A 21,031-nucleotide genomic window follows, 5' to 3' on the forward strand; every position below is an offset into this window, starting at 1 on the left:
GATGCGGCATTTTCACTAACGCCCAACGCCGCAGACGATGCCGGCCCGGTCCCATGTTGCCTGTTTCATGCGTGTTCCCCGCTGCGGTCACGCACATGCACCCGACGCAGCGAGTGAAGAAGTCGGCTGAAAGGTAGCGCGGTGTCCTGCACGACTGTCCGGGACACCGGCTTCCTGAGTCTGCTTGCGACAAAGCTGAGCAGTTAATACGCGGGAAGTGATGGATTTCGCAAATCCGTCACCGCGGTGAATTTGGCCTAAATATTCCTGCCGCGCGCCGATACCTGCATGGACCGACGTGATCGCCGTGTGCAGAGCTGCCCATGCGACCCCGCGCCGGAGCGACCTTTTCCGCGTCAGGCACGCATCCGTGCGCCACCGCATCGCTTGAGGCATCCATGAACACGCCACTGTCCGATCTACCCGCGCCGCTGACGCTCGCCCTGGAAGGCGAGATGACCATCCGTCGCGCTGCCGAACTCAAGCCGCTGCTGCAGCCGGCCTTGCTGCATCCGGGCGGGTTGCACCTGGACCTGGGCGCGGTCAGCGAGATCGACACCACCGGCCTGCAGTTGCTGCTGGCGACCAAGCAGGCGATCCAGGCCGACGGCCGGCCGTTTTCGCTGACCGATTCCAGCCGCGCGGTGGTCGATGTGATCGAACTGCTCGGCCTGCTCGAAGCCTTGTACCCGCATGCGGTTGCGGGTATCGGCGAACGCATTCACTAAGGGACCGGCAACGCGTATGGATATGAACCAGCTGATGCAGACCTTCCTGGCCGAGAGCCGGGACCTGCTCGAAGACATGGAACGTCACCTGCTCGAAGCCGAGCGTGGCGAGTCCTCGCCGGATGCGGTCAACGCGATCTTCCGTGCGGCGCACACCATCAAGGGCTCGGGCGGCCTGTTCGATCTGCCGCAGCTGGTCGGCTTCACCCATGTCGTGGAAAGCGTGCTGGACCTGGTGCGCGACGACGCGCTGACGCTGAGCTCGGAACTGATCGCGCTGCTGCTGGTGTGCTGCGACCATATTCATGCCCTGGTGGAAACCGCCGCCGACCCCGCTCACGCCGATGCCGACGCACTGGCGGCAGAGGCCGACCCCCTGCTGGCACAACTGCAGACCTACCTGCAGGCCAGCGCATGCGGTGTCACCGCCTCCGCCATCCAGCACAGCACCCCGGAAAAACAGAGCGGTTACTGGCGCATCACGCTGAAACTGTTCGCCGACGCGCTGCGCTACGGCAACTCGCCGCTCAAGCTGATCCGCAACCTGCGCGGGCTGGGCTCGGTCGAGTCGATCAGCACCGACGTCAGCCAGCTGCCGAGCTTCGAAGCGCTCGATCCGGAAGCCAATTACCTGGGCTTCCAGATCCTGCTGCGCAGCGATGCCGACCGTGCCGCGATCGAGGACGTGTTCGAGTTCGTGCGCGAAGACTGCGACCTGGAGATCCTTTCGGTGCCGGCACCGATGGACGCCAGCGCCGTGCCTGCCAGCGAGCCGGTCGTGGCTGCCGCGCCGGTCGTCGGCGCGCTGGCTGCCGTGCCGGCCGCAACGCCGGCACGCGCGCCGCAGGACACCGGCGCACGCAACCCCGACGCGCGCTCGATCCGCGTCGACGCCGACAAGCTCGATCGCATGATCGATCTGGTCGGCGAACTCATCATCGCGGTGGCCGGCACCAATGCCAACGCACAGCGCACCGGCGACGCGCAGTTGCTGGAATCGGCCTCGATCCTGGCCGGCCTGGTGGAAGAGGTGCGTGAAAGCGCTCTGCAACTGCGTATGGTCAAGATCGGCGGCACCTTCAGCCGCTTCCAGCGCGTGGTGCACGATGTGGCGCGCGAACTCGGTAAGGACATCGCGCTGGTGGTGGCCGGCGAGGACACCGAGCTGGACAAGTCGGTGGTGGAAAAGATCGGCGACCCGCTCACCCATCTGGTGCGCAACGCCATGGACCACGGCATCGAGCCGGCGGACGTGCGCGTGGCGCGCGGCAAGCCCGCACGCGGCACCGTTGGCCTCAATGCGTATCACGACTCCGGCAGCATCGTCATCCAGATCACCGACGACGGCGGCGGCCTGAACCGCGACCGCATCCTGGCCAAGGCGCTGGAACGCGGTCTGATCGAGCCGGGCCGCCAGCTCAGCGACCGCGAGGTGTTCGCGATGATCTTCGAGCCGGGGTTCTCCACCGCCGAAAAGGTCACCAACCTGTCCGGGCGCGGCGTCGGCATGGACGTGGTCAAGCGCAACATCACCGCGCTGCGCGGCACCGTGGAAATCGACAGCAGCGCCGGCGTGGGCACCACCATCTCGGTGCGACTGCCGCTGACGCTGGCCATCATCAACGGCTTCCAGGTCGGCGTCGGCAAGTCGGTGTTCGTGGTGCCGCTGGACGTGGTGGAGGAATGCGTGGAGTTCACCCCCGACTACGCCAGCGACTACATCGACCTGCGTGGCAGCGTGCTGCCGTATGTGCGCCTGCGCGAACTGTTCGCGCTTGGCGGCAGGACCCCGGCGCGCGAAAGCATCGTGGTGATCCGCCAGGGCGCCCAGCGCTTCGGCCTGGTCGTGGACACCTTGCTGGGCGAATGGCAGACCGTGATCAAGCCGTTGTCCAAGGTTTTCGCGCAGGTCAAGGGCATCAGTGGCTCGAGCATCCTGGGCAGCGGCGATGTCGCGCTGATTCTCGATGTGCCCAGCCTGCTGCAGCAATTGCATCCAAATCAGGACGCCCTGGCGGCCTGAGTCACCACACCAGCACTCCCCACATCACCGCGTCATTCGTTGTTCCCTGAGCCCAGGAAGCTGCCGCCATGTCACACCGTCTCCCGATCGCCACGCAGTTGTGGTTCACCGCCGCCCTCGCCCTCGCCTTGCCCGTCGTGGTGGTGGTCGCCGGCTTTGCGCTGACGCTGTCGCACGGCGCCCTGCTCGCCGCCAGCGTCCTGGCCGCGCTCGCCAGCGGCGCGTTGCTGTTCCATACGATCCGCAGCGCGACCGGCTCGCTGCAGCTTGCCACCACTACGCTGGATGCCTTCGCGCGCGGTAACTTCGCCGTCGCCTTGCCGCAGCTGCGCGATGAGCAGGCCTGCGAGGTGCTGCGTGCGCTGCGCAAGGTGCAAGGCAACATCGCCCACGTCAATGAGGAGATCAATCGCGTCTCGCAGGAACACGATGCCGGCGAGATCGATGCACGCATCGACGTGGCGCGTTTCGACGGCGACTTCCGCACCATGGGCGAAGGTATCAACCGCATGGTCGCCAGCCACATCGCGGTCAAGAAGCAGGCCATGGCGTGCGTGGCCGAGTTCGGCCGCGGCAACTTCTCCGCCGAGCTGGAACGCCTGCCGGGCAAGAAGGCCTTCATCAACGAGATCGTCGAGCAGATCCGCGGCAACCTCACCGGCATGGTCGCCGAGGTCAACCGCATGGCGGCCGAGCACGACGCCGGCGATATCGACGTGGTCATCGACACCCAGCGTTTCAGCGGCGATTTCCGCCGCATGGCCGAAGGCATCAATGCGATGGTGGCCAGCCACATCGCGGTCAAGAAGCAGGCCATCGCCTGCGTGGCCGAATTCGGCCGCGGCAACTTCACCGCGCAGCTGCCGTTGCTGCCGGGCAAGAAGCGCTTCATCAACGAAACCCTGGAACAGGTGCGCGGCAACCTCACCGGCCTGATCGCCGAGATCAACCACATGTCGGCCGAGCACGAGGCGGGCGACATCGACGTGGTGATCGACAGCAGTCGCTTCGACGGCGATTTCCGCAGCATGGCCACCGGCATCAACCAGATGGTGGGCGCGCATATCGCAGTCAAGAAACTGGCGATGGGCGTGGTGGCCGAGTTCGGCCGCGGCAACTTCGAGGCACCGCTGGCGCAGCTGCCGGGCAAGAAGGCCTTCATCAACGACACCGTGGAGCGTGCGCGCGGCAACCTGCGCAGCATTTCCGAAGTAATCCAGGTGATGGGCGCAATGGCCGACGGCGACCTCACCCACACCGTGGAAGGCCGCTACGAAGGCGCCTTCGCCGACATGCAGCGCTACGTCAACACCACCATGAGCCGGCTGACCGAGATCGTCGATGAGGTCAACCGCAACGCCGAGAACCTGGCCAGCGCCTCCGAACAGGTCAGCGCTACCGCGCAGGCGCTGGCCCAGGCCGCCAGCGAACAGGCTGCCGGCGTGGAAGAGACCAGCGCCTCGCTGGAACAGATGACCGCCTCCATCGCGCAGAACACCGAGAACGCGCGCGTCACCGACAGCATGGCCGCCAAGGCCGCCAGCGAAGCCGCCGACGGCGGCGACACCGTGCGCGCCACCGTGGTGGCGATGAAGGACATCGCCAAGAAGATCGGCATCATCGACGACATCGCCTACCAGACCAATCTGCTGGCGCTCAATGCCGCCATCGAGGCCGCGCGTGCCGGCGAACACGGCAAGGGCTTTGCGGTGGTCGCAGCGGAAGTGCGCAAGCTGGCCGAGCGCAGCCAGATCGCCGCGCAGGAGATCGGCGAGGTGGCCGGCTCCAGCGTGGACCTGGCCGAAAGCGCCGGCCGCGTGCTCGGCGAGATGGTGCCCTCGATCCGCCGCACCTCCGACCTGGTGCAGGAAATCGCCGCCGCCTCCGAGGAACAGACTGCCGGCGTTAGCCAGATCAACACCGCCGTCGGCCAGTTGAACCAGACCACGCAGTCGGCCGCGGCCAATGCCGAAGAGCTGGCCGCGACCTCGGAGGAAATGAGCGCGCAGGCCGAACAGCTGCAGCAGTTGATGGGCTTCTTCCGGCTCGGAAACGGCTCGCGTGCGGCGGCGTCGACCAGCAGCAAGCCTGGCCCGCGCCGGATCGCAACGCATGGCAGCAGCAGCGCGGTCAGCGCACCGCCGCGTCGCAGCAACGTGCGCCAGATCAGCGCGGTGGCGACCACCGCCGATGCGATCGACGAATCGCAGTTCGCCAGCTTCTGAGGAAACGACGATGCAACCGCACAGCGCAGCCATCACCACCACACGCACCGTTGCGCCGTCATCGACGGCTCCGCAGCAATACCTGACCTTTCTGCTGGGCACGGAGATGTTCGGCCTGGGCATCCTCGGCATCAAGGAAATCATCGAATACCGCGCGCCCACCGACGTGCCGATGATGCCGCCGGCCCTGCGCGGCGTGATCAACCTGCGCGGCGCGGTGGTGCCGGTGGTGGATCTGCAGCAACGCTTCGGCCGCAACGCCAGCGCGATCACCAAGCGCAGTTGCATCGTGATCGTGGAGATCGCCCATACCGAGGTGCATCAGGTGCTCGGCCTGTTGGTGGACGCGGTGAACGAAGTGCTGGAGATCGCGCCCGACGCCATCGCCGGCGCCCCCAGTTTTGGCGCCGGCATCGCACGCGAATGCATCCATGCGATGGCCAGGATCGGCGAGCGCTTCGTGATCCTGCTCGACGCCGACGCGGTGCTGGCCGACGACGCACTCGCCCAGCTGCCTGTCGCCGAGCTGGCAGCCTGACATGTCCAGCATGCACGCAAGGACTCCCATGCGCCCCACCCTTCTCTCCTGCAGCTGCGCGCTGGACGGCCCCGTGTTGGTCGTCGACGACAGCGTGGTCCAGCGCGAACACGCGATGGCGCTGTGCCGCCAGCTCGGCGCCGTCGCGGTCGATGGCGCGGTCGACGGCCACGCCGCGCTGGCCTGGCTGGGCAGTGCGATTTCACCATCGCTGCTGCTGATCGATCTGGAAATGCCGGGCATGGACGGCGTGCAGCTGCTCGATGCACTGGCACGCGGCAAGTACAGCGTGCCGGTGGTGGTGGTCTCGCAGCGCGGCGGCGCCCTGATCGATGCGGTGATGCAGCTCAGCCGCAGCGCCGGGGTGCGCGTGCTCGGCGGCATCGAAAAGCCGATGCATCTGCAGGACCTGGCCAATGTGCTGGAGTGCGAACCGGGGCTGGCCACGAACGCGCCTGCGTTTGCACAGCCGGCGATATCGCCGCTGATGTCCAGCGGTGGCGCGGCGGCATCGCGGCTGGACCGGGCCATGCGCCGCGGCGAAATCCGCGTGGCCTACCAACCCAAACTCGATCTCAGGGATGGCCGCCTGCGCGGTGTGGAAGCACTCGCGCGCTGGCGCCGCCCGCAAGGCGACATGATCGGGCCGGAGCGCTTCATTCCGCTGGCCGAACGCGAAGGCCTGATCCATGCCTTGACCCAGCAGGTGATCGACCTGGCGGTTGCGCAACTGGTGGACTGGCGCGCAGAAGGCTTCGAGCTGAGCCTGGCCTTGAACCTGTCGCCCAACCTGCTCAGCGAGCAGGGCTTTCTCGAACAGCTATGCGGCAAGCTGAGCGACAACGGCCTGAGCCCTGCCGATCTGGTGCTGGAACTCACCGAAAGCGCCATCGTCGAGCCAGCCAATGCCCTGAGCATGCTGGCGCGCCTGCGCCTGCATGGTTTCGGCCTGTCGATCGACGACTACGGCACGGGGTTTTCCTCGCTGCAGCGCCTGGCCAGCATTCCCTTCACCGAACTCAAGCTCGATCGCAGCTTCGTGCATGCCGCCCATCGCAGCCGCAGCCAGCGCACCGTGCTCGAATCCACGCTGGAACTGGCGCACCGGCTCGATCTCACCGCCGTGGCCGAAGGGGTGGAAACCCCGGACGACTGGCGCCTGCTGCGCGAGCTGGGCTGCGACCTGGCGCAAGGCTACCTGATGGGCTCGCCGATGCCCGGGCCGATGCTGTCGGAATGGTGGCGCGAACACGCCGTGCGCATCGCCCGCCTGTGCGGCAACGCACTGCCCAGCGATGCGGATGTCGCCTGACATGAGCACGGCCACCGCCATCACCGAACAGGAATTCGGCCGCTTCCAGCGCTTCATCTTCGAAGCGGCCGGCATCAGTATTTCCTCCGGCAAGAAGGCCATGTTGTGCGGCCGCCTGGGCAAGCGCCTGCGCGAACACCAGTTCAGCAATTACACGCAGTACCTGCAATTGCTGGAAAGTCGCCAGGACCGCGCCGAGATCCAGACCGCGATCGATCTGCTGACCACCAACGAGACCTACTTCTTCCGCGAGCCCAAGCACTTCGAGCTGCTGCGCAAGCTGGCCGGCGAACATCGCGGCGGCCTGCCGTTCCGCTGCTGGAGCGCGGCCAGCTCCAGCGGCGAGGAGGCCTACAGCATGGCGATGGTGCTGGACGACGCCTTGCAGGGGCGGCCGTTCGAAGTGGTTGGCAGCGACATCAGCACCCGCGTGCTGGCCAAGGCGCGCACCGGGCACTACGCGCTGCAACGTATCGACGGCATTCCGCAGGCGTATCTCAAGCGCTATTGCCTGCGTGGTCAGGGCGAGTACGACGGTACCTTGCTGGTGGAGCGCCGCCTGCGCGACCGGGTCAAGTTCGTGCATGCCAACCTCAACACGGCCCTGCCGATGCTGGGCAGCTTCGATGCGATCTTCCTGCGCAATGTGATGATCTATTTCAACGGTCAGACCAAGCGCGAGGTCATCCTGCGCGTGCTGTCCAACCTCAAGTCGGGCGGATATTTCTGCATCGGTCATTCGGAAAGCCTGAGCGAACTCGACATCGATCTGGTCCAGGTGGCACCCTCGATCTTCCGCAAGGCCTGAGCCAAGGATCCGCCGTGTCGATAGCCCTCAACCGCCCTGCCGCCAGCCCCAGTCCCATCAAGGCCATGGTCGTCGACGACTCGGCGGTGGTGCGCCAGGTGCTGGTGGGCGTACTCAACGACGCGGCCGACATCGAGGTCATCGCCACCGCGGCCGACCCGTTGCTGGCGATCGAGAAGATGCGCAAGCAATGGCCGGACGTGATCGTGCTGGATGTGGAAATGCCGCGCATGGACGGCATCACCTTCCTGCGCAAGATCATGAGCGAGCGCCCCACCCCGGTGGTGATCTGTTCGACGCTCACCGAAAAAGGCGCACGCGTCACCATGGATGCCCTGGCCGCCGGTGCGGTGGCCGTGGTGACCAAGCCGCGGCTGGGGCTCAAGCAGTTCCTCACCGACTCGGCCGAGGAACTGGTCAATACGGTGCGCAGCGCCGCACGCGCCAACGTCAAACGGCTGGCCGCGCGGGTTGCCGCAGCGCCGCTGGAAGCGGAGGTCAAGCACACCGCCGATGTGATCCTGCCGGCGCAAAGCGGGCGCGCGCTGGCGCAGACCACCGAGCGCATCGTCGCCATCGGCACCTCCACCGGCGGTACCCAGGCGCTGGAAGAAGTGCTGACCGCCTTGCCGCGCGTCTGCCCCGGCATCGTGATCGTGCAGCACATGCCGGAGAAATTCACCGCCGCCTTCGCCGCGCGCCTCAACGGCCTGTGCCAGATCGCAGTGAAGGAAGCGGCCAACAACGACCGGGTGATGCCGGGCCGCGCACTGATCGCGCCCGGCGGCAAGCATCTGCTGCTGCGCCGCAGTGGCGCGCAGTACTTTGTCGAAGTGATGGAAGGCCCGCCGGTCAACCGGCATCGTCCGTCGGTGGATGTGCTGTTCCGCTCGGCCGCACGTGCGGCCGGCAGCAATGCGCTGGGCATCATCATGACCGGCATGGGCGACGACGGCGCCGCCGGGCTGCTGGAAATGCGTCAGGCCGGCGCGCGCACGGTGGCGCAGGACGAGCACACCAGCATCGTATTCGGCATGCCCAAGGAAGCGATCAAACGCGGCGGCGCCGACCGCATCCTGCCGCTGGGCGCGATGGCGCGCGAGATCGTGACACAGCTGCAGTAGCGCACTGCACGCGCGCGCAGCGGAACTACAACTGCGATTCCAGCGGCAACCAGCCCATCACCGTCGCCGCGCCACGCCGCCAAACACTGGCTGCGGGCTCCTGCGACCACACCTCGGGCGGTTGCGCCGCATCGTCGTGCCAGCGCAACTCGCCCTGCTCCAGGGTCACGCGGTAACTCACCGGCGCACCGATCTTGCGGTTGTAGACCTGTTCCAGTTGCGCGGCCACTGCGCGATCGTCGAACAGCAGGCCCATCTCGGTATTGAGGTTCATCGAGCGCGGATCCAGATTGAACGAGCCGATGAAGCCGCTGCTGTCGTCCACCACGAAAGCCTTGGTGTGCAGGCTGGCCCCGCTGGACCCGAACAGGCTGCCGTCCGGCTTACCCATCGGCTTGAGCTCGTACAGGCGCACGCCCTGGGTGAGCAAAGGCACGCGGTAACCGGCGTAGCCGCTGTGGACGGCGACCACGTCGTTTGCCGCCAGCGAATTGGTCAACACGCTGACGCGCACATTGCGCCGGCGCAACTGGCCGATCCAGCGCATGCCTTCCTCGCCCGGCACGAAGTACGGCGAGATCACCTTCAGCTCGCGCTGCGCACGGGCCATCTCGCCGATCAGGATTGGCGTCATCCAGTCCGCCTGCGGTGGTGCGCCTTCGGCCTTTTCCGGTGGGTCGGAGACAATGCGCGCCTGCTCCAGCCAGTGCACCTGGCGCTGGCCCTGTGTCAGGGCCTGCACGCTCGGCGACTGGCGCAGCCGCTCCACGTAGGGATGCGCGCGTGCCGATGCCAGGCCGGCGTCCAGACTGCCGCGCAACGCATCCAGTGCCTGCGGCCGTGCGGTCACCAACGCATCCAGCGGCAAGGCATTGGGGCTGTTCCAGTACGCATCGAAGACCTGCTCGGCCTGGCCCACGGCCGGCCCCATCAATGCCGCATCCATGTCCATGAAATTGGTGTCGCGCGCCGCATCGAAATACTCGTCGCCGACATTGCGGCCGCCCACCACCGCCATCCGGCCATCGGCAATCCAGGCCTTGTTGTGCATGCGCCGATTGATGCTGAACATGCGCAGCACCATCTCCACGCCGCGCATCAGCGTGCCTTCGCGCGCACGGGTGGGATTGAACAGCCGGATCTCGATCAGCGGGTGGCTGTCCAGCGCCGCCAGCACCGAATCGCTGCCGTGGATGTTCATGTCGTCCAGCAGCAGGCGCACGCGCACGCCGCGATCGGCCGCATGCAGCAGCTCGTTGTGCAGCAGGTTGCCGGTGAAGTCCGCATGCCAGATGTAGTACTGCAGATCCAGGCTGCGCCCGGCCGCACGCGCGGTGAGCGCGCGCACCGCGAACGCGTCGACATTGTCGGGCAGGATCACCATGCCGGTCTGGCCGGCATGTGCCTGCTGCAGCGGCGCGACGACCCGATCGATCGGCGTGGCAATCGCCGTGGCAGGCAACGCATGGCTCACCGCACCGCGCTGACGATCGGCAAAGCGCCCGTAGCCGTACAACGACAGCACGCTGCCCAGCACCAGGATCAGCACACCGATCGCGATCGCCTTGAAGATCTTTCGCCTTGTCACTGCCGCTCCCCGCCATTCGAAGCGCGGCAGTCTAGACGCTGCATAGGCAGCCCGATGTGCAGACGCAGCCGCAAGCAGGCTCTACAAAGCCGCTAAAACGCGGCAACTGCAGCACGCGCGGTCGCAACCGCACGTGCTGCAGTTGCGCCGATCACCAGATCGCAACGCGTTGCTTGTCCCCACGCACCATCGCATCGCCGGGCTTGCACTGGAATGCCTGCGCGAATGCCGGCATGTTCGACGGCGCGCCGTTGGCGCGGAAATTGGCCGGCGCATGCGGATCGGTGTTCAGGCGCACGCGCAGTTCGCCGTCGGTGAAGTTGCGGCGCCACACCGTGGCCCAGTTCATGAAGAAGCGCTGGTCCTGGGTATAACCGTCGATGTTCTTGCTGGCGTCGGGTTGTTCCTGCAACGCCATCTGCAGCGCGTCGTAGGCCACGGTGAGGCCGCCCAGGTCGCCGATGTTCTCGCCCAGGGTCAGCTTGCCTTTGACATGTACGCCGGGAATCGCCTCATAGCCGTCGAACTGCGCCACCAGCTGATCGGTGCGCTGGGTGAACAGCTTGCGGTCCGCATCGGTCCACCAGGTATCGAAGTTGCCCTTGGCATCGAACTGGCTGCCCGAGTCGTCGTAGCCATGCATCATCTCGTGCCCGATCACCGCGCCGATACCGCCATAGTTCAACGCCGGGTCGGCCTTGGGGTCGAAGAACGGCGGCTGCAGGATCGCCGCCGGAAACACGATCTCGTTGCGCGTGGCGTTGTAGTACGCATTGACCGTCTGCGGGGTCATATGCCACTCGCGCTTGTCGACCGGCTTGCCGATCTTGTCCAGCATGTAGCGGTAGTTGAACGCCTGCGCGGCCTGCATGTTGGCCAGGAAGCCATCGCCACGGGTTTCCAGGCCCGACCAGTCGCGCCATTGATCCGGGTAGCCGATCTTGGGCGTGAAGCTGGCCCACTTTTCCAGCGCGCGCTGCTTGGTTTCCGCGCTCATCCAGTCGAGTTTTTCCAGCCGCGCCTTGAGCGCCGCCGAGAGGTTCTGCACCAGCTGCTGCATCTGCTGCTTGGACTCGGCCGGGAACGCGGACTGCACGTACAACTGGCCCAGGGCCTCGCCCATCGCCTCGTTGACCGCGTTCAAGGTGCGCTTCCAGCGCGGCAGCATGTCCTGCTGGCCACGCAGCGTCTTGGCATAGAAATCGAAGTTGGCCTGCTCGAACGGTTTGGCCAGATACGGCGCTGCCTCATCCACGCTGTGGAAACGCAGGTAGGCCTTCCAGGTGTCCACCGGCGTGTCGGCCAGCATCGCATCGAGCTCGGCGAAGTAACCCGGCTGGCTCAGCGAGAAGGTCCCGGCCGGCACCTTGAGCGCGCTGAAGAACGCCTGCCAGTCGAAATGCGGCGTGACCGCATTGGCGCCGGCCACATCGACCGGGTTGTAGCGCTTGGCCGGGTCGCGCAGTTCGATGCGCGACAGCGAGGCATTGGCCAGGCGCGTTTCGAACGCCATCACCGCCTTGGCCTGGGTTGCCGCCTGCGCTGGCGCAGCGCCGGACAATTCCAGCACGCGCGCGATGTAGGCCACGTACTGCTCACGGATCTTGGCCTGCGCCGGATCGGTGTAATAGCCCTTTTCCGGCAGTCCCAGACCGCCCTGGCCCGCGTAGGCGATCATCTGTTCGGAATTCTTGTAGTCGGCATTGGCGCCGAACGAGAACACGAAGCCCTGGCCCTTGGCATAGCTGTCGCGCAACCACGCGGCGATGGACGGCGCATCGGTCAGCGCATCGATCGCCTTCAGCTGCGGCTGCAGCGGCGTGATGCCGGCCTTGTCGATCGCCGCTTCGTCCGAGCCGGTGCGCCACAGGTCGGCGATCTTGGCATCCACCGAGCCGGCCGACAGGTTGCCGCGCGCCAGTTGCTCCACCAGCGCGTGCTGGATGGTCAGCGAACGCTCGGCCAGCACTTCGAAACTGCCCCAGCTGGTGCGGTCCGATGGCACCGGATTGGCCTTGAGCCACTTGGCGTTGACGAAGCCGTTGAGGTCCTGGCACGCGTTGATGGCCGGATCCAGATCGTTGATGCCGAAGGCCACGATCGGTGCATCGAGCTTGGACACATCCACCCTGGTCGGTGCGGCCGGCGTTGCGGCCGGTGCCGGCTTGGCGCTGTCGTCGGAACTGCCGCACGCCGCGAGCGTCACCGCGATGGCCACCGCAAGCGACAGTGGCGCGAATTTGCTCAACATCTTTCCATTCTCCAAGGCAGACGACCGCGTCGGACGCAGTCAAAAAAGTAGGCAATCAGCGCAGACACACCAACCACACCATCATCGCAACGGCACCGCAACGCCCTGACGTCCGGTGCCGCGCCTTATCGAAGAACGCACAACGACCGACAAGACACTGCGCGTCAGCCGGGCACGCGCGTGCCAGCGCCATCTACCGCCGCGGGAACCACCCAGCAGTCCGGCGCAGCAGCGCGCCATCGACTGCCATCATTTGCGTGCGTACACCGGCGCCATCAACAGATACACCGGATACGCCAGCGCCATCAGCACCAGCGCGACCTCATGCCCGGACGCTGCCTCCGCCCAGGATTCCATCTGCCGCGACGGCCCCAAAAAACCAAACGTCAGCAGCGCCACACCCATGACGCAGATCAGCAGCGCCACGCCGATCGCCGAAGTGGACACGCTGCCCCAGGCCAGCACCGCGAACGCAGCGCCGCCACCGGCCAACAGCAACCCCAACGTGACCAAATATGCGCGGCAGTAGGTGGCACTCATCTGTTGCCTATTACGCTTGCTGGACATCATGGCTCCCCTGCAAGAACACACGCATGCGGTCCTGCGGTACCCGTTCGATCCGCGAACAGGCGCCGCCTGCGTGTCAAACCCGCACGCCTCGTTAAAACGCGAGTTGCAAAACCCACGCCACGCTGCGCGCCATGCACGCAGCGCAGCCGGCGGATGCGGCGATTACTTCGCCTTGCCCTGGTTGGCCACCGCTTCGGCGGCACGCTTGGCCGCTTCCGGGTCGCCCAGATAGCGGAAGCTTTGCACCTGCAGGTTGTCGTCCAGCTCGAACAGCAACGGGATGCCGGTCGGGATGTTGAGCTCCAGGATCTGCTCGTTGGAGACATCGTTGAGGTATTTGTACAGCGCGCGCAGCGAGTTGCCGTGCGCGGTCACCAGCACGGTCTGCCCGGCCTTCAACTGCGGTGCGATCGCGTCGTGCCAGTACGGCAGCACGCGCACCAGCGTGGTCGCCAGCGACTCGGTACCCGGCAACGCGTTGCGGTCCAGGGTGGCGTAGCGACGGTCGTGACACGGATGCCCCGGATCGTTGACGTCCATCGCCGGCGGCGGGATGTCGTAGGAACGGCGCCAGATCTTGACCTGTTCTTCGCCGTGCTTGGCTGCCGTCTCGGCCTTGTCCAGCCCCTGCAGGCCGCCGTAGTGGCGCTCGTTGAGGCGCCAGCTCTTGGACACCGGCAACCAGTCCTGGTCGAGTTCCTTCAACGCGCCCTGCAGCGTGTGGATGGCGCGCTTGAGCACCGAGGTGTGCGCCACATCGAACTGCAGGCCTTCGTCCTTCATCAGCTTGCCGGCCGCAGCGGCTTCCTGGCGGCCTTGCTCGGTGAGTTCCACATCCACCCAGCCGGTGAAACGGTTGTCCAGGTTCCATTGGCTCTGGCCATGGCGCAGCAGTACGAGTTTGCGGGTCACTACGGTTCTCCGATTGGGGGCCGATCAGCCTGCGATTGTAACGGCAGCCAGCGCATCGCAGGCGTGCACGACACCGCCACGCCCGGCGCGCGATGCTGCAGCCATGCAAACGATCGACCCCGTCTTTGCCGGTTGGGATGGCAGCGTCATCCAGGCGCGACAGTTGCAACAGCAACTGGCACACCGCGTGGTGCTGCAGGACCAGGCCGGCGCAACACCGCAGCTGCTCGCCGGCTTCGACGTCGGCTTCGAAGACGAAGGCCAGACCACACGCGCAGCCGCGGTGCTGCTGGATGCAGACACGCTGCTGCCGCTGGAAACGCATGTCGCGCGCGTGCCCACCTCGATGCCCTACGTACCGGGGCTGCTCAGTTTTCGCGAGCTGCCGGCCTTGCTGCAGGCGCTGGCACTGCTCTCGCGCCCGCCCGATCTGGTCTTCATCGACGGCCAGGGCATCGCGCATCCGCGCAAGCTCGGCATCGCCGCGCACTTTGGCGTGGTGACCGGCTTGCCCAGCATCGGCGTGGCCAAGCAACGCCTGGCAGGCAGCTTCGTCGAGCCGGGACCCGAGCGCGGCGACCACAGCCCGATCCTGCTGGGCGGCACGCAGATCGGCTGGGCGTTGCGCAGCAAGCTGCGCTGCAATCCGCTGATCGTCTCGCCTGGCCATCGCGTCTCGATGCAGGGCGCGCTCGACTGGACGCTGCGTACCCTGCGCGCCTATCGCCTGCCTGAGCCCACGCGCCTGGCCGATCGGCTGGCCTCGCGGCGCGGCGAGATCGCCATGGACACCACGGCGCCCGCACAACTGTTCTAGCGCGCGACGGTCAATCGCGATCGACCTGCTGCGTGCCTGCAGCCGTCGTCCGCGACGAACGAGCTCGGCGCGCCCGCGCTGGCCGCCAGCGCGCCATGCAACGACGTTCCAACGCGCGGCATTCAGGCACGGCGCGCATCGGCGCTAGCGATACCGGCGCGAACTCTTTCGCAACCGAGCGGTGATGCTTGCTGCGACAAGGCACGTCATCGTCGCGAAAGATTTCATTCCTCCCATCAATGCAGCACATCGCTGCACGCGGCTCGACTGCCATCGCGCGGCATGCACCGCTCGCCCTTGAAAACACGTCGCCCGCCTCGTACGTGACACTGCCTCCGGGACGATCTGTCTTGGTGGAGCGCTCGCCCGGCCGCGTGCGCGCATGCAAAGCTGGCGACCACTCCAGCCACCGCGAGCCGCCGCCATGACCACCTTGATCGCTCCCCGCGTGCACGACATCGGCGGGCTGGAAGTCCGCCGCGCCGTGCCCACGCTGCAGGCGCGCAGCGTCGGCCCGTTCGTGTTCGTCGACCATATGGGCCCGGCGGTGCTGGAGCCGGATCACGGCATCGACGTACGCCCGCATCCGCATATCGGCCTGGCCACGGTCACCTTCCTGTGGGCCGGCGAGATCGGCCACCGCGACACCTTGGGCTCGGACCAGGTGATCCGCCCCGGCGACGTCAACTGGATGACCGCCGGCCGCGGTATCGCCCACTCCGAACGCACGCCCGGCCCCGAGCGCGCTCGCACGCATGCGCTGCACGGCATGCAGACCTGGATCGCACTGCCGCGCTCGGCCGAAGAAACCGCGCCCGCCTTCCATCACCACGCCGCCGCCAGCCTGCCGCAGCAACACCGCGATGGCGTCTGGCTACGCGTGATCGCCGGACGTGCGTATGGCGAGGAATCGCCGGTGCAGGTGTTCAGCGGCACGCTCAATGTCGCGCTGGATCTGCAGCCGGATGCGGAGATCGACCTGGATACCGGCCACGCCGAACGTGCGCTCTACATCCTGGAAGGCGAGGCGCAGCTGGATGGCGCCGACGTGCCCACGCGCCACCTGATCGTGCCCTCGCCCGGCAGCCGCGGACGCCTGCGCGCCAGGACGCCGCTCAAGGCGATGCTGCTCGGCGGCGAGCCGCTGGATGGCCCGCGCCACCTGTGGTGGAACTTCGTCTCCAGCTCCAAGGAGCGCATCGAGCAGGCCAAGGACGACTGGCAGGCCGGTCGCTTCGGCAGCATTCCCGGCGACGACAAGGAATTCATTCCGCTGCCGGAAACCCCGGCCCCCAAACCGGTCAACTACCCCTGACCGCAGGCTGTCGCGCGAGCGCCGCGCAACCCACCCAGGTCTCGAAACGGAAGTGCCGGTGTGCACGACCGATTGCAGCCCAGCCTGCGAATTGCGCTTGAGCTTGCAGCCACACCTGTGGTAGTGATGTCCCCATAGGTTGGGGACAGGTTGCGTGCGGGCACAGCCGGGCGGGGAGCGCACGGGGCTGATGCGGCGACACGCGCGACGACGCTGTCCCTGCGCAGACATCCAACGCCGGGGAACACTTGAATGAAGTCCGCATCCTGCCTTGTCGGCCTGAGCCTGTTGCTGGCCGCCGCCACCGTTCACGCCCAAACCTCACCGGTCTGCCCGCCGCTGCCGCCAGCCTCCGGGCTGCAGTGGAGCGAGCTTGCGGGCGCGGACTATCTGGTCTGCAAAGCCATGACCGCAGACGGTCGCCAGGTGGTCGGCGTAATGCTGACCACCCGCGACCCGGCGATGACGCTGGCACGCGACCGCCGCGCGGAGAAAGGCCAGATCCAGCAGGAGGACTTCTACTGGTACAAGCTCGACCTGGGCGGCCGCGAGCTGCCGGGCATGGAGTCGCGCCGCGTCACCGTGGTCGAGCTTGGCAAGAAGCGCTACGCGCAGCTATGGATCGACGGCGCCAACAGCGAGGAACTGGCCTCGATGCAGTCGCTGGTGCAGAACATGGACCTGCAGCCGGCCAGCCTGGCACTGCAGCGCTGAGGCAAGCGGTCGTGACGCGCCAGGGCCGGCTCGCCTGACGCGATCTTTCAGGCGAGCCGGCGGAGCACCCGCATGCGGCTCGCCTGCGCTTCAGACGCCCGCCACCGCAGCTGACGCGTCGCCGTCGCCCTGCAATGCCGTCTCGATCCGCACCTCGCCGGTGAGCAGGCGATGGATCGGGCACTTGTCGGCCACCTCCAGCAGGCGTGCACGCTGCGCATCGTCCAGCGTGCCTTCCAGCTCGACCTGCCGCGTGATCCGCGTGCCCGCAGCGCCGCGCTGGGTGTAATGCAGATGCACATGCACCGCCGTCAACGGCCACTGCTTGCGCGCGGCCACCATCGACACCGTGATCGCGGTGCAGGCACCCAGGGCGCCCAACACCTGCGACTCCGGATCCGGCCCGGCGTCGGCGCCGCCATTGGCTGGCTGGGTGTCGCCGCTCCAGCTATGCCGACCATCATGGATGCTCACGGTGTACGGCACCGCGCCGGTGCTGACACTGACAGGCCGGTCACTCATGCCGCGGCCCCGCGGTGGCTGCAGCGCGCCGGCTCAAAACCGGCCTTCCTGGAAATCGACGAAGGCCTGCATCAGTTCCTGCTTTGTGTTCATCACGAACGGGCCGTGCCGCATCACCGGCTCGTTGAGCGGGCGGCCCGCCACCAGGATCAGCTGCGCACCGTCTGCACCGGCCCGCAGCGTCAGGCGCTCGCCGCCACCGAGCACCGCCAGTTCCTGCGCCGGCAGCACACGCGCGGCATTGCCCTCGCCCACCGTCACTGCGCCTTCGAATGCGTAGGCAAACGCGTTGTGGCCACTGGGCAGCACATAGTCCCAGGCCGCATCCGGTGCCAGTGCGATATCCAGGTACACCGGTTCGGTGGCCGGTTGCACGATCGGGCCACGCACCTCGCCCACCGCGCCAGCGATCACCTTGACCGTGACGCCAGGCGCCGGCTGGGCGACCGGAATGCGTTCCGGTGCGTACTCCTGGTATTTGGGCTCGGTCATCTTGTCGCGCGCCGGCAGGTTCACCCACAGCTGAAAGCCGCGCATGCGCCCGGATTCCTGCTCGGGCATTTCCGAATGGATCAGCCCGCGCCCGGCGGTCATCCACTGCACGCTGCCCGGGGTCAGCAGGCCCTCGTTGCCGTGGTTGTCCTTGTGGCGCATGCGCCCGTCCAGCATGTAGGTCACCGTCTCGAAGCCGCGGTGCGGATGGCTGGGAAACCCGGCCAGATAGTCTTCGGCCTTGTCGGTGCCGAATTCGTCCAGCATCAGGAACGGGTCCAGGTCCGGCAACTGCTGGGTGCCGATCACGCGGGTCAGCTTGACTCCGGCACCGTCGGAGGCGGGCATGCCACGGATGGTGCGCAGCACGTGCGCCGCTGCGGTGGTGGTGGTGCTCATCGACCTCTCCCTGCGTGAATGACTGGCTCGAATAATGGATGCAGCCGGCACGCGGCCCAACCGCGACCGGCGCAACCGATCGTTCCAAAACCCGCCGGCGCCGCCGCGCGATCCGGCAGGCGGCGCCACGACGCTCTACAACTAAAGTTTTACCCCGGCCCGGAACGGCGCCATTGACCCCGGGCGGGCAGAGGGTGACCCTTGGGTGAATCGTTCCTGAGGGGCATGCATGAAAGGGTTCTCGAAGCTGGCCTGGGGCGCGCTGGCGCTGCTGGCCGCGTTTTGTCTGGGCACCGTGGCGCTACGCCGCGGCGAACACATCAACGCGTTGTGGATCGTGGTGGCGGCGGTGTCGATCTATCTGATCGCCTACCGGTTCTACAGCCTGTTCATCGCCGACAAAGTGATGCAGCTGGACGTCACCCGCGCCACGCCCGCGGTGGCCAACAACGACGGCCTGGACTACGTGCCCACCAACAAGCACGTGCTGTTCGGCCATCATTTCGCCGCGATCGCCGGTGCCGGGCCCCTGGTCGGCCCGGTGCTTGCCGCACAGATGGGCTACCTGCCCGGCCTGCTGTGGCTGGTGGTCGGCGTGGTGTTCGCCGGCGCGGTGCAGGACTTCGTGGTGCTGTTCCTGTCCAGCCGCCGCAACGGCCGCTCGCTTGGCGATCTGGTACGCGAGGAAATGGGTCAGGTGCCCGGCACCATCGCCCTGTTCGGCGCCTTCCTGATCATGATCATCATCCTGGCGGTGCTGGCGATGGTGGTGGTCAAGGCGCTGGCGGAAAGCCCGTGGGGCATGTTCACCGTCATCGCCACGATGCCGATCGCGCTGATGATGGGCGTGTACATGCGCTACATCCGGGTCGGCAAGATTGGCGAGATCTCGGTGGTCGGCCTGATCCTGCTGCTGGGCGCGATCTGGCTGGGCGGCAAGGTCGCGGCGGATCCGAGCTGGGGCCCGGCATTCACCTTCACCGCCAAGCAGATCACCTGGATGCTGATCGGCTACGGTTTCGTGGCGTCGGTGTTGCCGGTATGGCTGCTGCTGGCGCCGCGCGATTACCTGTCCACCTTCCTCAAGATCGGCACGATCCTGGCGCTGGCGATCGGCATCCTGGTGGTCATGCCGGATCTGAAGATGCCGGCACTGACCCAGTTCGCTTCCACCGGCGACGGTCCGGTCTGGAAGGGCGGCATCTTCCCGTTCCTGTTCATCACCATCGCCTGCGGCGCGGTTTCCGGTTTCCATGCGCTGATTGCTTCGGGCACCACCCCCAAGCTGCTCGCCAATGAAGGCCACATGCGCTACATCGGCTACGGCGGCATGTTGATGGAATCGTTCGTGGCGGTGATGGCGCTGGTAGCCGCATCGATCATCGAGCCGGGCATCTACTTCGCCATGAACAGCCCCGCTTCGCTGGTCGGCAGCGACACGGTGGCGGTGGCGGCCAAGGTGTCCGAATGGGGCTTTGCGATCACGCCGGAGGTGCTGGAAGCCACGGCGCGCGACATCGGCGAGCACAGCATCCTGGCACGCGCCGGTGGTGCGCCCACCCTGGCGGTGGGCATCGCGCAGATCCTGCACCAGCTGCTGCCGGGCGAAGACACCATGGCATTCTGGTACCACTTCGCGATCCTGTTCGAAGCGCTGTTCATCCTGACCGCCGTGGACGCCGGGACGCGTGCGGGCCGCTTCATGCTGCAGGACCTGCTGGGCAACTTCATCCCGGCGCTGAAGAAGACCGAATCGTGGGCCGCCAACATCATCGCCACCGCCGGTTGCGTGGCGTTGTGGGGCTACCTGCTGTACACCGGCGTGATCGATCCGTTCGGTGGCATCCAGACCCTGTGGCCGTTGTTCGGCATCTCCAACCAGATGCTGGCCGGGATCGCACTGATGCTGGGCACGGTGGTGCTGTTCAAGATGAAGCGCGACCGCTACGCCTGGGTCACCCTGGTGCCGGCGGTGTGGCTGCTGATCTGCACCACCTATGCGGGGCTGATCAAGATCTTCGACAGCAACCCGGCGCAGGGCTTCCTGGCGCAGGCGCACAAGTACCAGGACGCCATCGCCAGCAACACCATCACCGCGCCGGCCAAGACGGTGGCGCAGATGCAGCAGATCGTCACCAATGCCTACGTCAATACCGGGCTGACCGTGCTGTTCCTGTTCGTGGTGGGTTCGATCCTGATCTACGCGATCAAGACCATCGTGATTGCGCGCCGCAATCCGCAGCGTAGCGACCGCGAAACCCCGTACGTGGCCTTGCAGCCACACCAGATGGCGGATCTGTAATGGGCACCCAACTCGTTCTCGCCAGCCAATACCAGGTGCATCGCCGCATCTGGCGGCGCCTGATCCAGACCGCACGTCTGTGCTGCGGCATTCCCGATTACGACAACTACGTGCGCCACATGCTGGAAAAACACCCCGACAAACCGGTGATGGACTACCCCACCTTCTTCCGCGAGCGCCAGGACGCGCGTTACGGCGGCAAGAGCGGGTTTCGCTGCTGCTGACCGGATGATCGGATAGGTGGCGAGTCGGAACGCAACAGGGCGCGATGCGAATCGCGCCCTGTTGCGTTGATGGCTTGGGGTTGGTGGCAGGATTCTTGCCCGCTCACCATCGCGGGACATGTCGCAAGGTAGAGCGGCTGATATACGGCTTTGCGCATGGATCAGTT

The 21,031-nt window shown here is 66.5% G+C and carries 18 protein-coding genes; 12 read left to right on the forward strand and 6 right to left on the reverse strand.

Annotation, left to right across the window (positions count from 1 at the left end; genetic code table 11):
- The first annotated feature begins 398 nt into the window (after window positions 1-398).
- From AC1PLS_RS14105 to AC1PLS_RS14135, 7 genes are all read left to right on the forward strand, one after another.
- The gene (locus AC1PLS_RS14105) at window positions 399-728 is read left to right on the forward strand and encodes an STAS domain-containing protein (protein WP_016905011.1); all 330 of its coding nucleotides are present in this window, start codon (window positions 399-401) and stop codon (window positions 726-728) included.
- Window positions 729-744: 16 nt separating this feature from the next.
- The gene (locus tag AC1PLS_RS14110) at window positions 745-2,751 is read left to right on the forward strand and encodes a chemotaxis protein CheA (RefSeq protein ID WP_102581329.1); all 2,007 of its coding nucleotides are present in this window, start codon (window positions 745-747) and stop codon (window positions 2,749-2,751) included.
- A 68-nt stretch (window positions 2,752-2,819) separates the two neighbouring features.
- Window positions 2,820-4,976 (forward strand): methyl-accepting chemotaxis protein, encoded by a 2,157-nt coding sequence (locus tag AC1PLS_RS14115; RefSeq protein WP_481103791.1) that lies wholly within the window; start codon window positions 2,820-2,822, stop codon window positions 4,974-4,976.
- Between the two features lie 10 nt (window positions 4,977-4,986).
- Window positions 4,987-5,514, forward strand: a complete 528-nt coding sequence (locus AC1PLS_RS14120; protein ID WP_481103792.1) for a chemotaxis protein CheW — start codon at window positions 4,987-4,989, stop codon at window positions 5,512-5,514.
- Window positions 5,515-5,542: 28 nt separating this feature from the next.
- Complete coding sequence (locus AC1PLS_RS14125) at window positions 5,543-6,826, forward strand: EAL domain-containing response regulator (protein WP_039519918.1); 1,284 nt, start codon at window positions 5,543-5,545, stop codon at window positions 6,824-6,826.
- Window position 6,827: 1 nt separating this feature from the next.
- The gene (locus AC1PLS_RS14130) at window positions 6,828-7,634 is read left to right on the forward strand and encodes a CheR family methyltransferase (protein ID WP_016904063.1); all 807 of its coding nucleotides are present in this window, start codon (window positions 6,828-6,830) and stop codon (window positions 7,632-7,634) included.
- Window positions 7,631-8,758, forward strand: coding sequence for a protein-glutamate methylesterase/protein-glutamine glutaminase (locus AC1PLS_RS14135; RefSeq protein ID WP_026064711.1), 1,128 nt, complete (start codon window positions 7,631-7,633; stop codon window positions 8,756-8,758). Before AC1PLS_RS14130 ends, AC1PLS_RS14135 begins: the two co-directional genes overlap by 4 nt.
- A 25-nt stretch (window positions 8,759-8,783) precedes the next feature.
- On the opposite strand, the gene AC1PLS_RS14140 is transcribed toward AC1PLS_RS14135, so the two are convergent.
- From AC1PLS_RS14140 to gpmA, 4 genes are all read right to left on the reverse strand, one after another.
- The gene (locus tag AC1PLS_RS14140) at window positions 8,784-10,346 is read right to left on the reverse strand and encodes a phospholipase D family protein (RefSeq protein ID WP_104609052.1); all 1,563 of its coding nucleotides are present in this window, start codon (window positions 10,344-10,346) and stop codon (window positions 8,784-8,786) included.
- Between the two features lie 151 nt (window positions 10,347-10,497).
- Window positions 10,498-12,597: a M13 family metallopeptidase gene (locus AC1PLS_RS14145; protein ID WP_481103793.1), complete on the reverse strand. Its 2,100-nt coding sequence runs from the start codon at window positions 12,595-12,597 to the stop codon at window positions 10,498-10,500.
- Window positions 12,598-12,846: 249 nt separating this feature from the next.
- Window positions 12,847-13,164 carry a hypothetical protein gene (locus AC1PLS_RS14150; protein WP_481103794.1) on the reverse strand — a complete coding sequence of 106 codons (318 nt, stop codon included), beginning with the start codon at window positions 13,162-13,164 and terminating at the stop codon, window positions 12,847-12,849.
- 165 nt (window positions 13,165-13,329) lie between these two features.
- Window positions 13,330-14,079, reverse strand: coding sequence for a 2,3-diphosphoglycerate-dependent phosphoglycerate mutase (gene gpmA, locus AC1PLS_RS14155; RefSeq protein WP_016904068.1), 750 nt, complete (start codon window positions 14,077-14,079; stop codon window positions 13,330-13,332).
- Window positions 14,080-14,182: 103 nt separating this feature from the next.
- On the opposite strand from gpmA, the gene nfi reads away from it, so the two are divergent.
- From nfi to AC1PLS_RS14170, 3 genes are all read left to right on the forward strand, one after another.
- Window positions 14,183-14,896: a deoxyribonuclease V gene (gene nfi / locus AC1PLS_RS14160; RefSeq protein WP_054592993.1), complete on the forward strand. Its 714-nt coding sequence runs from the start codon at window positions 14,183-14,185 to the stop codon at window positions 14,894-14,896.
- A gap of 424 nt (window positions 14,897-15,320) precedes the next feature.
- Complete coding sequence (locus AC1PLS_RS14165) at window positions 15,321-16,211, forward strand: pirin family protein (protein WP_481103795.1); 891 nt, start codon at window positions 15,321-15,323, stop codon at window positions 16,209-16,211.
- Between the two features lie 252 nt (window positions 16,212-16,463).
- Window positions 16,464-16,925 (forward strand): hypothetical protein, encoded by a 462-nt coding sequence (locus AC1PLS_RS14170; RefSeq protein WP_047124809.1) that lies wholly within the window; start codon window positions 16,464-16,466, stop codon window positions 16,923-16,925.
- A 90-nt stretch (window positions 16,926-17,015) separates the two neighbouring features.
- Here the strand turns inward: AC1PLS_RS14170 and AC1PLS_RS14175 are convergent, their stop codons facing one another.
- Window positions 17,016-17,447, reverse strand: coding sequence for an OsmC family protein (locus AC1PLS_RS14175; protein ID WP_184378788.1), 432 nt, complete (start codon window positions 17,445-17,447; stop codon window positions 17,016-17,018).
- A 33-nt stretch (window positions 17,448-17,480) separates the two neighbouring features.
- On the reverse strand, window positions 17,481-18,338 hold the full coding sequence (locus tag AC1PLS_RS14180) for a pirin family protein (RefSeq protein ID WP_481103796.1): 858 nt from the start codon (window positions 18,336-18,338) through the stop codon (window positions 17,481-17,483).
- A 229-nt stretch (window positions 18,339-18,567) separates the two neighbouring features.
- On the opposite strand from AC1PLS_RS14180, the gene AC1PLS_RS14185 reads away from it, so the two are divergent.
- Together AC1PLS_RS14185 and AC1PLS_RS14190 are read left to right on the forward strand one after the other, a co-directional pair.
- Window positions 18,568-20,640 carry a carbon starvation CstA family protein gene (locus AC1PLS_RS14185; protein ID WP_054592997.1) on the forward strand — a complete coding sequence of 691 codons (2,073 nt, stop codon included), beginning with the start codon at window positions 18,568-18,570 and terminating at the stop codon, window positions 20,638-20,640.
- Window positions 20,640-20,864, forward strand: coding sequence for a YbdD/YjiX family protein (locus AC1PLS_RS14190; RefSeq protein ID WP_016904074.1), 225 nt, complete (start codon window positions 20,640-20,642; stop codon window positions 20,862-20,864). Before AC1PLS_RS14185 ends, AC1PLS_RS14190 begins: the two co-directional genes overlap by 1 nt.
- Window positions 20,865-21,031 lie beyond the last annotated feature (167 nt).

It is taken from the genome of Xanthomonas sp. NCPPB 3218, from assembly GCF_056725185.1.

Bases quoted from the DNA above. Each gene is read 5' to 3' on its own strand.
- nfi (WP_054592993.1), top strand. From the start codon at position 14,183: ATGCAAACGATCGACCCCGTCTTTGCCGGTTGGGATGGCAGCGTCATC.
- AC1PLS_RS14125 (WP_039519918.1), top strand. From the start codon at position 5,543: ATGCGCCCCACCCTTCTCTCCTGCAGCTGCGCGCTGGACGGCCCCGTG.
- AC1PLS_RS14165 (WP_481103795.1), top strand. From the start codon at position 15,321: ATGACCACCTTGATCGCTCCCCGCGTGCACGACATCGGCGGGCTGGAA.
- AC1PLS_RS14105 (WP_016905011.1), top strand. From the start codon at position 399: ATGAACACGCCACTGTCCGATCTACCCGCGCCGCTGACGCTCGCCCTG.
- AC1PLS_RS14120 (WP_481103792.1), top strand. From the start codon at position 4,987: ATGCAACCGCACAGCGCAGCCATCACCACCACACGCACCGTTGCGCCG.
- AC1PLS_RS14150 (WP_481103794.1), bottom strand. From the start codon at position 13,164: ATGTCCAGCAAGCGTAATAGGCAACAGATGAGTGCCACCTACTGCCGC.
- AC1PLS_RS14145 (WP_481103793.1), bottom strand. From the start codon at position 12,597: ATGTTGAGCAAATTCGCGCCACTGTCGCTTGCGGTGGCCATCGCGGTG.
- AC1PLS_RS14190 (WP_016904074.1), top strand. From the start codon at position 20,640: ATGGGCACCCAACTCGTTCTCGCCAGCCAATACCAGGTGCATCGCCGC.
- AC1PLS_RS14180 (WP_481103796.1), bottom strand. From the start codon at position 18,338: ATGAGCACCACCACCACCGCAGCGGCGCACGTGCTGCGCACCATCCGT.
- AC1PLS_RS14185 (WP_054592997.1), top strand. From the start codon at position 18,568: ATGAAAGGGTTCTCGAAGCTGGCCTGGGGCGCGCTGGCGCTGCTGGCC.
- AC1PLS_RS14170 (WP_047124809.1), top strand. From the start codon at position 16,464: ATGAAGTCCGCATCCTGCCTTGTCGGCCTGAGCCTGTTGCTGGCCGCC.
- AC1PLS_RS14130 (WP_016904063.1), top strand. From the start codon at position 6,828: ATGAGCACGGCCACCGCCATCACCGAACAGGAATTCGGCCGCTTCCAG.
- AC1PLS_RS14110 (WP_102581329.1), top strand. From the start codon at position 745: ATGGATATGAACCAGCTGATGCAGACCTTCCTGGCCGAGAGCCGGGAC.
- AC1PLS_RS14175 (WP_184378788.1), bottom strand. From the start codon at position 17,447: ATGAGTGACCGGCCTGTCAGTGTCAGCACCGGCGCGGTGCCGTACACC.
- AC1PLS_RS14115 (WP_481103791.1), top strand. From the start codon at position 2,820: ATGTCACACCGTCTCCCGATCGCCACGCAGTTGTGGTTCACCGCCGCC.